Source organism: Pararobbsia alpina (assembly GCF_902859895.1).
In the GTDB taxonomy this organism is placed as follows: domain Bacteria; phylum Pseudomonadota; class Gammaproteobacteria; order Burkholderiales; family Burkholderiaceae; genus Pararobbsia; species Pararobbsia alpina.
In genome coordinates, this window is record NZ_CADIKM010000004.1 from 276,606 (window position 1) to 291,037 (window position 14,432).

Here is a 14,432-nt window from a genome sequence, read left to right on the forward strand (position 1 = left end):
ATGCCCTTTGCGCCATGCCCTTTGCGCGCGCCGCCCGCCGCCCGCTGCCGGGCGGCATGTGAGGAGTGACACAGCCGGCTGTCCTGCGCGATCCCGAGACGACTACGGGATCACGCGCGTCACACCGCGGCCACGCGGATCGGCGACCGGCTCCGGCGTATTGCCGTTGACCTTGATCACCTGGATATCGCCGTTGAAATCCTGCCCCTTCAGCACGTAACCCTTCGCTTCGATCTGCTCCGCGAGTCGGCCTTCGATCGGCTTGTACGGCTCCCAGAAGATCGTGTTCGGCGGCAGCAACTGGTGATGAAAGCGCATCGCGGCGACCGCATCGGGCAACGGCATCTTGAAGTCGTACACGTTGGTGATCACCTGGAAGATCGACGTAAAGATACGCGAGCCGCCCGGCGTACCGATCACGAGCGATACCTTGCCATCTTTGGTCAGAATGGTTGGGCTCATCGAGGACAGCGGCCGCTTCTTCGGTTCGATCGCATTCGCATCGCTGCCCACCACGCCAAACACGTTCGCCACACCCGGCTTGGCGGAGAAGTCGTCCATCTCGTCGTTCAGCAAGATGCCGGTACCCTCCACCACCACACCCGAACCGAAGTATCCGTTGATCGTATAAGTGTTCGAAACCGCGTTACCCCACTTGTCGATCACCGAGAAGTGCGTGGTCTCGGCCTTCTCCGGCATCGACGTGCCGAGTCCCGGCTGCACGCTCTTCGTATCTGACGGCCCGGCCGGATTGACCTCTGCCGCACGCTTGGCGAGATACGCGTCGTCGGTCAACTGCGCAACCGGCACCTTGTAGAAGTCCGGGTCGCCCAGATACTGCGCGCGGTCCGCGAACACACGCTTTTCGATTTCCGCAACCAGGTGCACGTACTGCGGCGAATTAAGCGTTATGTAGTTGAAGTCAGGTGCGAGATCCGCTTTGATCTTCAGCAACTGGACGAGGCCAATGCCGCCTGAACTCGGCGGCGGCGCGGTAATCACCTCATAGCCATTCCACTTCGCCTCGATCGGCTGACGCCATATGGCCTTGTATTCCTGCAGATCGCGCTTCGTGATCAGGCCGTGACCGCGCATCGCCGCGGCGATCAGGTCGGCCGTCTTGCCGTCGTAGAAGTCTTTCGCGCCATCGTTAGCGATACGCGTCAGCACAGCGGCCAGATCGGGTTGCCTGAAGGTGAGACCCGCTTTGAGGTTGCTGAAATAAGTTTCGAAATTGGTCTTGCCAACGAACTCTTGCTCCTCAAATTCACGGCGGCGCTGCTCCAACTGGTTGCTGACGAAGAAGCCGTCACGCGCGTACTCGATGGACGGCGCCAACACCTGTTTCCATTTCAGCTTGCCGAAGCGTCGGTGCGCTTCCCACATGCCATCGACAGTGCCCGGCACGCCGACCGCGCGGTAACCGAAAAGGCTCATGCCCTTGATGACATTGCCCTGATCGTCGAGATACATATTCTTCGTCGCAGCGAGCGGCGCACGTTCGCGGTAGTCGAGGAAATACGGTTTGCCGTCCATATACAGCGTCATGAAGCCGCCACCGCCGATGTTGCCGGCTTCCGGATACGTCACCGCAAGCGTGAAGGCGATGGCCACAGCGGCATCGACGGCATTGCCGCCTTCCTTGAAGATCTGCTCGGCAGCTTCAGCGCTGAACTGGTCGGCAACAGCGATGGCCGAGGCGTTGAGTACGGCCGGCTGCGGGGGTGCCTTCGCGTGGGCGGGTGCGGTTTCGAGAAAACTGCCTGAAACCGCGACGAATGCGACGAGGGCAAAGCCGGTCGCGGAGATTCTTGCCTTGTTGATCAACTTCATCGGACGTCTCCCATGACAGTTCCTCTGTCGGCGATGAAATCATACTTCGGGTTCGTAAGCACGCAGGAATCGAGACGGTACCGATAGTTTGCGATTCGCATGACGAAACCTCAGTACCGCGCGCGGTGATGCCACGGCGGCGCCAGGAAGATCAGTTTCCGGATTTTCTGCAGCGGCGATACCATCTGCCTGAAAGCCTCGCCAGCCGGAACGTTGAGCCGACTGCCAACACCATGAGGGCGCTAAGCAAGCTGTTGTCGACGTTGCACATCAGATTGGTCAGATAGAACGATGGCAGCGCGACGAGCGGGTGGTAAATCGCGCGACTAATCAGGTCTTCCATGGGTTTCTCACAGGAGCTTGGCTAAACAAGCTGGCAAGTCGCTGCAAACGAGCCCGTTGGCAAGAGCGGATCGCAGTATCAGACTTGCCGCATCGGGTTGGTCGCTCGCCATGCGGAGATTGAATGCTTGATGGATGTCGCTGGGGCCACTCGGTGGCTCCAGCGACCCGAGGTCGCATCAGCCGCCGAAGTACAGCGAGCAAAAGCTGACCGGTCCGACGCAGGCAGGCGTGGCCGGATGACTTTGACCGATGCCTGGTTTGCCTACCACTCCGCGCTGGCCGGTGGTGCTCGAACCCGACGCGCTGGCAACCGTGCCGCTTTCGCTTTGCTGCTTGAGCTGGGCTGGCTGTTGCGCAGAGATCGGGTTGACCTCGGAGTACGACTTCTCCTGGGCAGACGCGTTAGAAACGATGCCTGCCGAAGCGAGCAGGATCACGGAAAGGCCCAATACATATCGCGTGTTCATTTCGAGTTCCTAAATTGAGGATAAGGAAATTGATGCGGACTACCTCATGGGGACCACAGAGACCCTGGCTTTATTCCCAGCAGGGACTGCCAGGGTGATGCGGGTCGGTCGCGTTCGTGGCGCAAATCTGCAGGAGCCTGGGACTGGTACTGGGACTGGATGTGCAGATTCTGTTTAACGCCTCCATGTCCACATCGTATTCACCCGTAAGACGGAAATAAAATATATTGTTGGGATACGATCCATATCTTCAACGTATGCCACTGGTGAACGTGGGCTCATACGCGCAAACGCGATGCAGGGTGACACCACCTGCGTGTGCAGACCTGACTGCATCGCATTGCGACCTGTGTCGAGCGGGAAAGCTTCACGACGAGTGCAACCGTTGTTGCGTGGTCCCGCTCATGTGCTGTTTCCGGGAATAGCGGTTCCAATGAACTTTACTCACCTACTGGCATTTTTCGAGGTTGCGCGCGCGGGCAGCGTCAGCGCGGGGGCGGCGCATCTGCGCGTCAGCCAGCCGGCGGTCACGCGCGAAATCAGGGATCTGGAGGAGCGGCTTGGACTTGTGTTGTTCGACCGACTGCCGCGAGGCGTCGCGCTGACCGACGCGGGGTCGATGCTGTTCCGCTATGCCGAGCAGATCTTCTCGCTCGCCGACGCGGCGCAATGGGAACTGCGGGAACTGGCTGGTCTCAGCGCCGGACATGTGAAGATCGGCGCCAGCGCGACGGTCGGTGTGTATCTCGTGCCGGAGATGATCGCGCAATTCAACGCGAGCCATCCTCAGGTCGCCATCGACCTGACCGTGACCAATACCGAGCAGGTCGAAACCGGTTTGCGCGACCATGCATTTTCGCTCGGCTTCATCGAGGGGCCATTCGACAACACGATCCTGCATTCCCGCCCGATCGGGGCCGACGAAATCGCCGCGGTCGCCGCGGCCGGGCATCCGCACGCCGGGCAGAAGCTACTGGCGCCCGATCTGACTACGAATACCGTCATTCTGCGCGAACCCGGTTCGGGCACGCGTGCGGTTGTCGAGGAGGCTTATGGGCATATCGGGCTGCAGATCAACCCACTGATGTCCGTCAGCGACACTGAAGCCATCAAGCGGATGCTGCTCGCGCAGCACGCCATCGCTTACGTTTCCCTGCTCAGCGTGAAGGATGAGTTGCGCCGCGGCGAGCTGACGGTGATCGAAGTGGACGGTCTTCGCATCGAACGCCCACTGCACATGGTGTGGCTCAAAAGGCGGTCGCTGTCACCGAGTACACAGGCTTTTTTCGACCTGGTGCTGGCACGGGTCGCAGCGGACGCCGCAGCGGGGTGACGTTGTTCGCCGCGAGATCTGTCACGTTGGCAGCAGTGTTCCGCATGGCCTGCTCGACGTGTTCCAGCGAAGACGTCGGCGACAGCAGTTCTACTAGCGTGTGCACGCAACTTCGCACGAAAGCATCGCGCCTGAACGCGACATAGGCGGTGCGTGAGTCGCTCACATGATCGAAGGGCAGCACGCACAGACCGCGATCGCGTTCCGTGTCGAAAGCCATCTCCTCGACGATACCTATGCCCAGCCCCAGTGCGACGTAGGTCTTTACCATTTCCGCATCGGCAGCACGCAACGCGACGTTGTGCATACGGTTGCCCTGCCTGAACATCTCCTGCTGCCCGAAAGTGTCGTCATCGACGATCAATGGGAAACGTGCGAGATCGTCAGATTCCAGCCGCGCCCGTCCCGCAAGAGGGTGATCGACAGGCACGACAGCGACCGGACGCGAGTTCGCGCAAGGGAGTGTCAACAGCGTGTCGTCGCCGGACAGATCCCCAGGTGTGAGCACGAGATCGGCTTCGCCGCTGCTGATCATCGCGGATACCTGGCTGGACGAGCCTTGCAGGATCGAAACCAGGACCTTTGGAAAGCGTGGTCTAAACCGAGCGATTGCGCTGGGGAGCAGATAGCGGGCGTACGTAGGCGTGGCAGCGATGATCAGTTCCCCCTGATCCTGAGTCACATAGTCCGCTCCGACGCGTTTCAGGGCTTCGACCTCGCGAAGAATGCGCTCGGCTGCCGCAACGACCACTTTGCCCTGCTCGGTGATGTCTTTCAGCCGCTTGCCGTGGCGCGTAAAGATGAGGATGCCGAGTTCCTCCTCGAGTTCGATGATCGACTTCGAGATGCCGGGCTGTGAGGTGTAGAGGGCTTTGGCGGCGGCAGTCAGATTGAGGTTCTGGCGAACCGCCTCGCGTACGAAACGGAATTGATGCAGGTTCATTGAAGCGCTTCCCCACTGGAAGATGGGCGGATGCCGGGTTGCCAAAGGCAACCCAGCACGAGATGCAAGCGGGTGGCCGGCGGATTTAGCCGGCCTTTGCCTGGTAGGGCTTGAACCCGTACCGTTCGAAAATCGCGAGCCCCGCGGGCGAGCGGATGAAGCCCAACCAACGTCGGGCCGCCTCGGCATGAGGCGCATGCGCTGTCACGGCGCCCGCATAGATCGCCGTCGTATTGTCGGCCGCCGGAATGTCGACATGGCTGATGGGATGGCCGGCCTGCTCCTGGAACATCGCCTCGGACTGCCAGGTGACGCCCGCCTGCGCCTTGCCTTGCATGATCCACAGAGGCGTTTGCCGGTGATGAATGTGCGTCAGCACGGTCGACCCATCGGCCACCTTGGTGCCGTACACGTCGTTGAACAGCGCATCGCCCCCCGCATGTTCGAGCGACGCCTTGATCTGCCGCGCGATCCCTTCGAATTCGGGATTGGGCATCGCCAGCCGGACCTCGGGTCGGCCGAGATCGGCAAGCCCGGTGATATGGGCAGGGTTGCCCGCCCGCACCATGATGGTCAGCGTGTTCGTCACATACGGCTGCGCTGGCGCCTGCAGAAGTCCGGTGTCGATCTGCTTCTGCACGGCCTTCAGCCCAGCGAGGTACACGTCAGCTGGGACAGTCCAGGTCATGTTGCCGACCGTGACGGTGCCACCGTTTTCGATCTGCTTCACCAGCAGGCCCGGGGGAATCGTCTCCCAGTAGACATGTCCCTTGTACTGCGGGTAGCGCGCCTCGAACGCCTGCACGAGTGGCGCCATCGCAAAGAAGTAGTTGCCGCCGACATAGAGCACGAGCGAAGGGTGAATCGGGTCACCATGGAAATCGGCGAGATTGTCCGCATCGGGCTCGGTAAACGACAGGCCGCGTGCCGGGCTGTCATTGTTCGCGCCATGTTGCCACGGTGGATAGACGCCCTGCCCCTGCGCGTGAGCGGCAGCGCTGGCAGCCGGCGCGCCCTCGTCGGCATGGGCGGCCCCGATGATGAAGGCACCGATGGCGCTCATCATGCATGCGGCCAGGGCTTTGCGGTGAATCGAAAACATGCTGCAGACTCCGAATGATAAAAAATGGCGCGTACACCGCGTGACAGTTCGCACTGCCCGCGCAGGTGTTGAACGGATGTTTACAGCGGCATCAGTGCATAGCCCTGCTGCTCGAGGGTTGTGACAGTGGTCAGGCCGGACAGCGAGAGCGTGACATCCGAATCGATCCAGTCATACTGGAAATGATGCTCGGCCACCGCCTGCCCGCATATCGCGATCGTCACGCCGGCCTTCTTGAGTTCGGCGATCAGCGGGAGATTGGGGTTGGGCACGCCGAACGCTGCCCGGTAGTGCGCATCGTCGAGAGCGAGCGGCGTTGCCGCGCCATAGGCAACCGCAACGAACTTGAGTTTGTCCAAGGGCACGCCTGAAGCGACATAGAGATTGACCGTGCGCGCCACATGATCGAGTGCCGGGTTGACCTTGTCAGGCTGTGCGGCGGCCTGAGTCAACGCAAAGACCACCTTGTAGGTATGACCAGGCTGCGGTTTGAACGCACTGTCGGGCAGGTAGTGCATGTTCCCGTAGCCCTGAATCGTAGGTGTCGTCCAGAAGCCGGCGGGATCCGTCGGCGTCGCGTGAACTGATGCAGAGGCAAACGCAACTAGCGCGGTAGCGACAAGAGTTTTGATTTTATTCATAGTGGATTCGTTTAGTGCAGATGTATCAAAGGTGAATGACCCGACCCGACCCGGCCTGGTCAAGAAACGAAGGCCCGCTCGACCACGTAGTGTCCTGGGGCCGACTGATTACCCTCCTCGAATCCCCGTGCATCGAGCAAGGCGCGCGTGTCGCGCAGCATCGCGGAGCTGCCGCAAAGCATGATGCGGTCGCGTTCGGGCGAGAATGGTGGCAGCCCGGTGTCGGCAAACAGCGTTCCGGTTTCGATCAGATCGGTAATCCGACCGCGGTTCGGAAATGGCTCGCGAGTGATCGTCGGATAGTAAATCAGTTGCTCGCGTACCTGCTCACCAAGGAATTCGTGTTGAGGCAACTCCGTCATGATGTAGTCGCGATAGGCGAGTTCACGGACGTACCGGCATGTATGGGTGAGCACGATGCGATCGTAACGCTCGTAGACCGCCGGATCGCGAATCACACTCATGAATGGGGCGAGGCCTGTGCCGGTGGACAGCAGCCACAACACACGACCGGGCAGCAGGTTGTCGACGATCAGTGTGCCGGTCGGCTTGCGGCCAATCAGCAGCGGGTCCCCACGCTTCAAGTGCTGTAGCCGTGAGGTGAGCGGGCCATCCGGAACCTTGATGCTGAAGAATTCCAGCTCTTCGTGGTAGTTCGCGCTTGCAATGCTGTAAGCGCGCATCAACGGCCTGCCGTCGACTTCAAGACCCACCATGATGAACTGGCCATTCTCGAAGCGGAACGACGAATCGCGTGTGCAGGTAAAGCTGAAAAGCGTGTCCGTCCAGTGATGAACAGACAGTATGGTTTGCGGATTCAGGTTGCTCATGACTGCAAGATGAAGTGAAGGAAGGTGGTGATTGCACAAGGTGGACCTGTCCGATGGCCTTGTTGCGTCCAGTTCCCGCGCTGCGGGGTTTGTCTGTTGTCTGTTGTCTGTTGCGGGACAGCTATAGCTGATGCACCGTTCGATCTCAGCAAGGATGCGCATCGATGCATGCGCGAGTGCGCCCGTATGATCACGATCCCTTGTACAGGGTCGCGTCGAGGCGTGCCAGCGAGCCGTCCTTCTCTGCGCGAACCAGGTCGTCGTAGACCTGCTTGCGTGTGAGTCCGTGCGCTTGTTGGGCAGCGGGGTCGGTGGGCGCCTGTTGAATCTGGGAAGCCTGCAACTGCGATGCACCGGCGTCTTGTTGATCAGCATGGGCTGCCGAACAGAACAGCGATGCCGCGAGTGTCAACGCGACAGGGACGGCGGAAGAGAAATGCTTGCTCATTTTCCAATCCTTACAGTTGAGTGAACATGCGGTCCGTTGCGATCGACTAATCGTTTGGAGTGCATGGGACCCAGTGTAGGGACGCCGATCCCTCAGGAAAAATACAATAGTGATATCGCCGCCATGCGTTGCGTATATAGGTGCCTTTTGATAGGCAAATGTAAGAAGGCGATGCACCCGCTTAGATACCAAAAAATTATGGCGCCAATGCCATAAAGGTATTTTTGCGCGAACGCTTCCTTCGATACGCTGCACATCGATGATTGGTCAATCCAGTCAGATGACGACCATCCACTTTCGAGATCCTTACATGAGTTCAATTGCCTACCCTGCGGCCCGTCACGAACGCGCTGTGAGCGAACAGGACCAGCGTGCATGGCGTATTGCCGCCATTTCCCTGATGTCGGTCCGGATCATTCAGGGCTTCATCTATTGGGGCGGTGGTTCGCGGCGATTCATCTATGCGCCCGACAAGCTCAATCCGCATGCCACACACTGGATGGCCAACAAGTTCCAGACCGCGATGCCGGGAGCCCTGCTCGGTATGGACCACGTGATCAGCTTCATGCTTCATCACTTCTATCTGCTGTATGGCGGCGTGATTCTCTTCAGTGCCGCCGAATTGATCGTCGGATTCATGCTGATGGCGGGCCTCTTTACGCGCGCCGCGGCGCTCGCTTCAATGGGTTTTTCTGTGTTGCTGATGCTGATGTTCGGCTGGCAAGGGGCGACGTGCATCGACGAATGGACGATGGCGGCCTGCAATCTCGCGATGGGTGCGACATTGATGCTGGGCGGCAGCGGGGCCTGGTCGCTGGACAATGTCCTGTTGCGCAACAAGCCGCAACGGGCAAGCAGCGGCTGGTTCCAATGGGCATCGGGAAGCAAGGCACTGCCGCTTTCGGATTCGGGCTTTCGCAACCTCGCACTTGCGGTATTGGCCTTTGTGCTCGTGTTCAACGTGGGGACCTACAGCTACTATCGCGGCTCCGTCGTGACGCCATTTCATGGCGGCCCGATCAGCCCGACCGCCCATCACCTGACGTTGGCAAGCGCGGCTCTCCTGGATGATGGAAGCGTGCGCTTTCACGTCACCCTCGATGCCGGGACCCCTGAAGCGCCGGTGCACGTCGTCGCGGCCGCCTTGCTCGATGCGAACAAAACGCCCGTCGCGCAATGGAACGCCGAGGCACTCTCGAAGATGCCGAAGACCGCGTTCAACAACGACTACGCCTACAATAAATTCGGGCCGGGTCCATTCGGTCTGCGCGCTGCGATGGGCGCTGCATCGACCATTACATTGGCGGCACCAGCCGTTCATACGGACGCAATCGCCAGCGCACGGACACTGCAACTGACGGATGTCGATGGACGTGTCTTTTCGACCTCTCTGCAGGATGTATCGCCGGCCGCGCATTGATGCAGCTCAGCGTCGAGAGTGCGACCCATCGGATCATGGCGTGCATGGAAGGCAGCCCAGCGAGCGATCGCGATAGTGTGACCAGTACAGGTACTGCTTTGCCGTCTGGTGTACGGCGACCCGCTAAGTGATTGATTTTACTAGGCGTCTTACTTCAACTCCCGTGCTCACGCACGGGCTTTCGATTAATCAGTTATTGTTCAGGCTGTGTTGCGACGCACTAAATTGAAGTGCACCGGCCTGACACCGATAATTGTCCTCGTTTCAATTCCTATCGTGCGCGGGTTGTTTCGGTCGCTTACGCGCCGGCACGTAGCACGACGCCTCTAGTCTCACGACGCCTTTAACGATCCACCCGAAAGTTCAATGAAAGCAAAAGCTTACGCTGCCCAATCCCCGTCCTCCCAGCTCGCTCCGTTCGCATTCGAGCGCCGCGAAGCCCGCCCTGACGATGTCGTCATCGACATTCTTTATTGCGGCGTCTGCCATTCAGATCTGCATACCGCCCGCGGCGAATGGCCCGGCATTCTCTACCCGTGCGTGCCGGGTCACGAGATCGTCGGTCGCGTGGCTGCCGTCGGCTCGCAAGTTAGCGATCTCGCGATCGGCGCGCTCGTCGGCGTCGGCTGCATGGTCGACAGCTGCCGCCATTGCGCCGCCTGCAACACCAATCTCGAGCAGTATTGCGAAAGCGGTTTTGTCGGGACCTACAACGGCCCGGCATTCGGCGGCGGTGAGAATACCTATGGCGGTTACTCGACCGCGATCGTCGTCGACCGTCACTTCGTGCTCAAGATCAAGCATGATGAAAGCCAGCTCGCCGCAGTCGCGCCGCTGCTCTGCGCCGGTATCACGACGTGGTCTCCGCTGCGTCATTGGAAGGTCGGCCCGGGTCAGAAGGTTGGCGTAGTCGGCATCGGCGGTCTCGGTCATATGGGCATCAAGCTGGCCCACGCACTCGGTGCGCACGTCGTCGCGTTCACCACTTCCGAATCGAAGCGCGAAGCCGCGCTGAAGCTCGGCGCCGATGAAGTCGTCGTGTCCAAGGATGCGGCAGCAATGGCCGCCCATGCGGCGAGTTTCGATTTCATCCTGAACACCGTCGCCGCCCCGCACGACCTCGATGCGTTCATGGTCCTGCTGAAGCTTGACGGCACCATGACGCTGGTCGGCGTGCCCGAGAATTCGCACCCGTCGCCGGCTGTGTTCAACTTGATCTTCAAGCGCCGCAGTCTGGCGGGCTCGCTCATCGGCGGTATTGCTGAGACGCAGGAAATGCTCGATTTCTGTGCGGAGCACAATATCGTCAGCGACATCGAGATGATCGCGATGCAGGACATCGAGACGGCCTATGCGCGGATGCTCAAGAGCGATGTGAAGTATCGGTTTGTGATCGATATGGAAACGCTCAAGGCCGAAGCGACGGCCTGAGGTTTCGTTTGAGAAACGGCGGGGAGGCTCCTCCTCGCCGTTAATGGGGGCCGCGTTCCTCGCGGCGCCCTCGTAGTCCCTCCTCTGCCCCCTCCGCTGCCCCCTCCTCTTCTCCGCCACTTTGAGCTATCTTGTTCGTACCAGAGACTCAATTTGGTTTTTTCGGAGAAAAACGCCCATGAATGCCAAGATCACCCGCCAGGCCCTCGTTGCCGTTGCCCTAGCAGGCCTCGCCACCGCCGGTATGAGCGCCGCTCAGGCGGAAGACACCAACGTCAAGTGCTTCGGCGTCGCCAAGGCCGGCCAGAACGATTGCGCAAGCAAGACTTCGCACAGCTGCGCAGGCCAATCGAAGGTCGACAACGACAAGCAGGACTTCAAGACCATCCCCAAGGGCACGTGCGAAAAAATGGGCGGCACCGTCGGCACCTGATTGAGCGCGCCACATAGCTCAGCACCGGCCCGAACCGAGATCCGGATGCAAGCGACCTTCTCCCATGCATGCGCGCCGCCCGGCGTCGGTATCGGGTTGCGCCATGCGCACTATCGTGACTTTCTTGCAGCCGTGCCTCCGATCGACTGGGTCGAGGTGCATAGTGAAAACTACTTCGGCGACGGCGGGTACGATCTTCATGTGCTTGAATCCGTGCGGCGCGATCTGCCTGTCAGCTTGCATGGTGTCGGTCTGGGACTCGGCTCGGCAACGCCGCTTGATCGCGAACATCTTCGCAAGCTCGGGCGGCTCGTTTCACGTATCGATCCGGCGGTCGTGTCGGAACACCTTTGTTGGGGTGCGGTGCCCAACGGGCATCTGAATGATCTGATGCCGATGCCGCTGAACGATTTGGCGCTCGATGTGCTTTGCGCGCATGTGGGCGAAGTGCAGGACATGCTCCGCCGCACGATCCTTGTTGAAAATGTATCGACGTATGTGCGGTTTCGCGACGATCAGTATGGCGAGACGGCTTTTCTCGCTGAGCTTGCGCGGCGTACCGGGTGCGGTGTGCTGCTCGACGTTAACAACCTTTTTGTGAATCAGTGCAATCATCGTGAGGACGCGGTGGCTGCGATGGATGCATTGCCGCGGGAACTGGTCGGTGAGATTCATCTGGCGGGGCATCGTGTGACGGATATCGCTGTGGTCGACGATCATGGCTCGCGTGTGGCGCCTGAGGTCTGGGCTCTATACGACTATGCATTGCAGCGGTTTGGCGACGTGCCTACATTGATTGAATGGGATACGGATGTGCCGCCGCTTGATGTGCTGCTTGATGAGGCGGGATCGGCACGGGCAAGGTACGCGGCGTTTCATGGCGCTGCGTTTGATGAGGCTGCCCGGAGTGCGTCCCTTGGACAAGCGCTTGGACCAGAAGCCGGCCAGACACCCCATGTCCACACGGATTGAGTTACTTCAGGCGGCCTTTGCCAGTGCACTCGCCGACTCCAGACATGAGCCGGCGTTGCTCGATGTCTTGGTGCCAACGGATACCGAGAGTGAACGGCTCGGGCTTTATCGCGGCAATCTACAAGCTAACTGGCGCGGCGCGCTTGCGAATGCTTATCCGGTCTTGTGCGCGCTCGTCGGGGATGGGTATTTCAATGCGCTTGCGCGTGCCTATGCGCGGGCGCATCCGTCCGGGAGCGGCGATCTGAACCGGTTCGGCGATGCGTTGCCGGACTATATCGAGCGCTATGAAACCGATTCACGCTTTCGATATTTCGGTGACATCGCGCGTCTCGAATGGGCATTGCATTGCGCGTATTTTGCGAGTGATGTTGAGCCGTTTTCCGCTGAGCAGTGGGCTGAGTTTGGGGGAGAACGCTTGCTCGAGGCACGACTGTGCCTGCATCCGGCTTGTACCGCGATTGCCTCGCCTTATGCGGTTGCGGATGTGTGGCTCGCGCATCAGCCCGGGGAGGTCTTTCCCGCGGAGATCGATGCGCCTTCTTGGGTGCTTGTCGTGCGCCCGCAGTGGCGGCCGATTGTGGTTAAACAATCGGCGGCGGCACATGCGGCGTTTGTAGCGCTGCAACGTGGTGATTCGTTGAATGATGCGCTGGATGCGGCGTTTGGGGTTGATGCGGAGTTTGATTTTGCGCGGCAATGGCGGGAGTGGGTCGAAATGAGGGCAGTTATGGGTGTTTTTTCGGAGTAACAACAAAGAAATAACTTAGTAATATCTGGTACACAGACAATCTGACATAAAAATCGATGACGAACGCCCCTGCTCCTCGCGTACCGACTTTTCCCGATCTGCAGGAGGTCGCAGTGAATTCCAATGCCTCCAGTCCCTTGGCGAGTCAAGCCGTCGCGCCCGTATTCTGGCTAACCGGGCTGTCCGGCGCGGGCAAATCAACCCTCGCTGAGGGGGCGAGCCAGCATTTATTCGCCTCGGGCATCAAGTGCATCCTGATTGACGGCGATGTACTCCGGGCCGGCCTGAGTTCGGATCTAGGTTTCACAGCGGAAGACCGGGCTGAGAACGTGCGTCGGGCCGCTGAGATTGCAAGCTTGTGTGCGAATGCCAGCATCGTGACGTTCGTTTCGCTCGTATCGCCGTTTGAAGTCGATCGGAAGCGAGCGCGGCAAATTGTCGGTGACAAGTTTCACGAGATCTTTGTCGACGCCAGCTTTCCGGTTTGCAGTGAACGGGACGTCAAAGGCCTCTACAAGCGGGCGGCGGAAGGAAAGATTCCACACTTCACCGGGCTGGATTCACCGTATGAACGTCCGCGTAGCGCGGAACTGGTCATCGATACGATGGCGAATGATTTGAAGACGTGCGTCGACATGCTGGTGAATTACGCATATCAGAACGGCGTGGGGGATCGCATTCACCCGTGAGCAACGGTTTGGATCTACCTGGTCAACACGTGGCGTCCGCATCCATGATGCAAATCACCTCGCCAACCCTGCCCTGAAGGTCCACAGTCCGTGACGACAACTGTCCTGATCTGCGTTCCCACCGAGCTTTAGGTATTTCGCTGAAAACTCATTCGTATAGATTCGAGCTCCGGCGGCAATTTGGGCGAACGCTTCCGGATGCGAGTTGATTCAGTGAAGTTCAATCGTCGATAGAGTTCGAACGCTCGGGTATTACTGGTCAGGACATCGAGCACGAGTTCGCGACCGGGCTCCGTACCCAACATGCCGGCATTCAATGCGTCCTTGAAAAGCGCGCTAAAGATGCCTGTCCCACGTGCGCTCTCATATGTCGCGCAATGCGCAAGCAGCTTTTGCGAGCGCCGTGGCGCAGGCAACTCGCTTTCCAGTATTAGGCCGCGACGCAAGATACCAAGCGTGAGCCAGAACCCGAAGAATCGCAGCAACATGAATGCGACATGTGGATCGTCCAAGAGTGTCACACGACCATCATGAACGGCCAGTACCGCGACCACCTCGCCGTCCTGCGCTACCGCGACGCGATGACGTCGAAAGGAAAAGCGACCATTATTCGCCGCAAATGCAAAGCGTAAGAACGCAATGCACGCTTCAGCTGGCACTCCAAGGAAGAACTGGAACTCGCGGACCCCCGAAGCAAAAACAAGGGGTGCGACAGACTCGGCTTCATCAGCCCTGGCGGGTCGAAAACTCGGCCGCGCTATGTCGAAGCCGTCGACGGCTGAATCACGCATTGT

Annotated in this window: 15 protein-coding genes and 1 pseudogene; 7 read left to right on the top strand and 9 right to left on the bottom strand. The window is 59.6% G+C overall.

The window, feature by feature from the left end:
* Positions 1 to 102: 102 nt before the first annotated feature.
* The 3 genes from ggt to HV670_RS07030 form a co-directional block, all read right to left on the bottom strand.
* Entirely contained in the window at positions 103 to 1,833 is a 1,731-nt protein-coding gene (gene ggt / locus HV670_RS07020) for a gamma-glutamyltransferase (RefSeq protein ID WP_175104018.1), read from the bottom strand.
* A gap of 151 nt (positions 1,834 to 1,984) precedes the next feature.
* Positions 1,985 to 2,176, bottom strand: a complete 192-nt coding sequence (locus HV670_RS07025) for a hypothetical protein (protein WP_175104019.1) — start codon at positions 2,174 to 2,176, stop codon at positions 1,985 to 1,987.
* 178 nt (positions 2,177 to 2,354) lie between these two features.
* Positions 2,355 to 2,645 (bottom strand): hypothetical protein, encoded by a 291-nt coding sequence (locus HV670_RS07030; protein WP_175104020.1) that lies wholly within the window; start codon positions 2,643 to 2,645, stop codon positions 2,355 to 2,357.
* 433 nt (positions 2,646 to 3,078) lie between these two features.
* Between HV670_RS07030 and HV670_RS07035 the strand changes: the two genes are divergently transcribed.
* Positions 3,079 to 3,978, top strand: coding sequence for a LysR family transcriptional regulator (locus HV670_RS07035; RefSeq protein WP_175104021.1), 900 nt, complete (start codon positions 3,079 to 3,081; stop codon positions 3,976 to 3,978).
* Between the two features lie 40 nt (positions 3,979 to 4,018).
* Here the strand turns inward: HV670_RS07035 and HV670_RS07040 are convergent.
* From HV670_RS07040 to HV670_RS07060, 5 genes and pseudogenes are all read right to left on the bottom strand, one after another.
* Positions 4,019 to 4,921 (bottom strand): annotated as a pseudogene (locus tag HV670_RS07040) (LysR substrate-binding domain-containing protein); the annotation flags it as partial.
* An 85-nt stretch (positions 4,922 to 5,006) separates the two neighbouring features.
* The gene (locus HV670_RS07045; RefSeq protein WP_425511396.1) at positions 5,007 to 5,984 is read right to left on the bottom strand and encodes a substrate-binding domain-containing protein; all 978 of its coding nucleotides are present in this window, start codon (positions 5,982 to 5,984) and stop codon (positions 5,007 to 5,009) included.
* Between the two features lie 119 nt (positions 5,985 to 6,103).
* Positions 6,104 to 6,664 (bottom strand): DsrE family protein, encoded by a 561-nt coding sequence (locus tag HV670_RS07050; RefSeq protein WP_175104023.1) that lies wholly within the window; start codon positions 6,662 to 6,664, stop codon positions 6,104 to 6,106.
* Between the two features lie 59 nt (positions 6,665 to 6,723).
* Positions 6,724 to 7,494, bottom strand: a complete 771-nt coding sequence (locus HV670_RS07055; RefSeq protein ID WP_175104024.1) for a ferredoxin--NADP reductase — start codon at positions 7,492 to 7,494, stop codon at positions 6,724 to 6,726.
* A 190-nt stretch (positions 7,495 to 7,684) separates the two neighbouring features.
* Positions 7,685 to 7,942 (bottom strand): DUF4148 domain-containing protein, encoded by a 258-nt coding sequence (locus HV670_RS07060; protein WP_175104025.1) that lies wholly within the window; start codon positions 7,940 to 7,942, stop codon positions 7,685 to 7,687.
* Positions 7,943 to 8,252: 310 nt separating this feature from the next.
* Between HV670_RS07060 and HV670_RS07065 the strand changes: the two genes are divergently transcribed.
* The 6 genes from HV670_RS07065 (at position 8,253) to cysC (ending at position 13,638) form a co-directional block, all read left to right on the top strand.
* Positions 8,253 to 9,362, top strand: coding sequence for a TQO small subunit DoxD (locus HV670_RS07065; RefSeq protein WP_175104026.1), 1,110 nt, complete (start codon positions 8,253 to 8,255; stop codon positions 9,360 to 9,362).
* A 366-nt stretch (positions 9,363 to 9,728) separates the two neighbouring features.
* Entirely contained in the window at positions 9,729 to 10,793 is a 1,065-nt protein-coding gene (locus tag HV670_RS07070) for an NAD(P)-dependent alcohol dehydrogenase (RefSeq protein ID WP_175104027.1), read from the top strand.
* 178 nt (positions 10,794 to 10,971) lie between these two features.
* Positions 10,972 to 11,226, top strand: coding sequence for a BufA1 family periplasmic bufferin-type metallophore (locus HV670_RS07075; RefSeq protein WP_175104028.1), 255 nt, complete (start codon positions 10,972 to 10,974; stop codon positions 11,224 to 11,226).
* 45 nt (positions 11,227 to 11,271) lie between these two features.
* Positions 11,272 to 12,198: an MNIO family bufferin maturase gene (gene bufB, locus HV670_RS07080; RefSeq protein WP_175104029.1), complete on the top strand. Its 927-nt coding sequence runs from the start codon at positions 11,272 to 11,274 to the stop codon at positions 12,196 to 12,198.
* Positions 12,143 to 12,949 carry an HvfC/BufC N-terminal domain-containing protein gene (locus HV670_RS07085; protein WP_246257077.1) on the top strand — a complete coding sequence of 269 codons (807 nt, stop codon included), beginning with the start codon at positions 12,143 to 12,145 and terminating at the stop codon, positions 12,947 to 12,949. Before bufB ends, HV670_RS07085 begins: the two co-directional genes overlap by 56 nt.
* A 113-nt stretch (positions 12,950 to 13,062) precedes the next feature.
* The gene (gene cysC, locus HV670_RS07090; RefSeq protein ID WP_217478381.1) at positions 13,063 to 13,638 is read left to right on the top strand and encodes an adenylyl-sulfate kinase; all 576 of its coding nucleotides are present in this window, start codon (positions 13,063 to 13,065) and stop codon (positions 13,636 to 13,638) included.
* Positions 13,639 to 13,766: 128 nt separating this feature from the next.
* Here cysC and HV670_RS07095 read toward each other — a convergent pair whose 3' ends face one another.
* On the bottom strand, positions 13,767 to 14,429 hold the full coding sequence (locus HV670_RS07095; RefSeq protein ID WP_175104102.1) for a GNAT family N-acetyltransferase: 663 nt from the start codon (positions 14,427 to 14,429) through the stop codon (positions 13,767 to 13,769).
* Between the last annotated feature and the right edge of the window lie 3 nt (positions 14,430 to 14,432).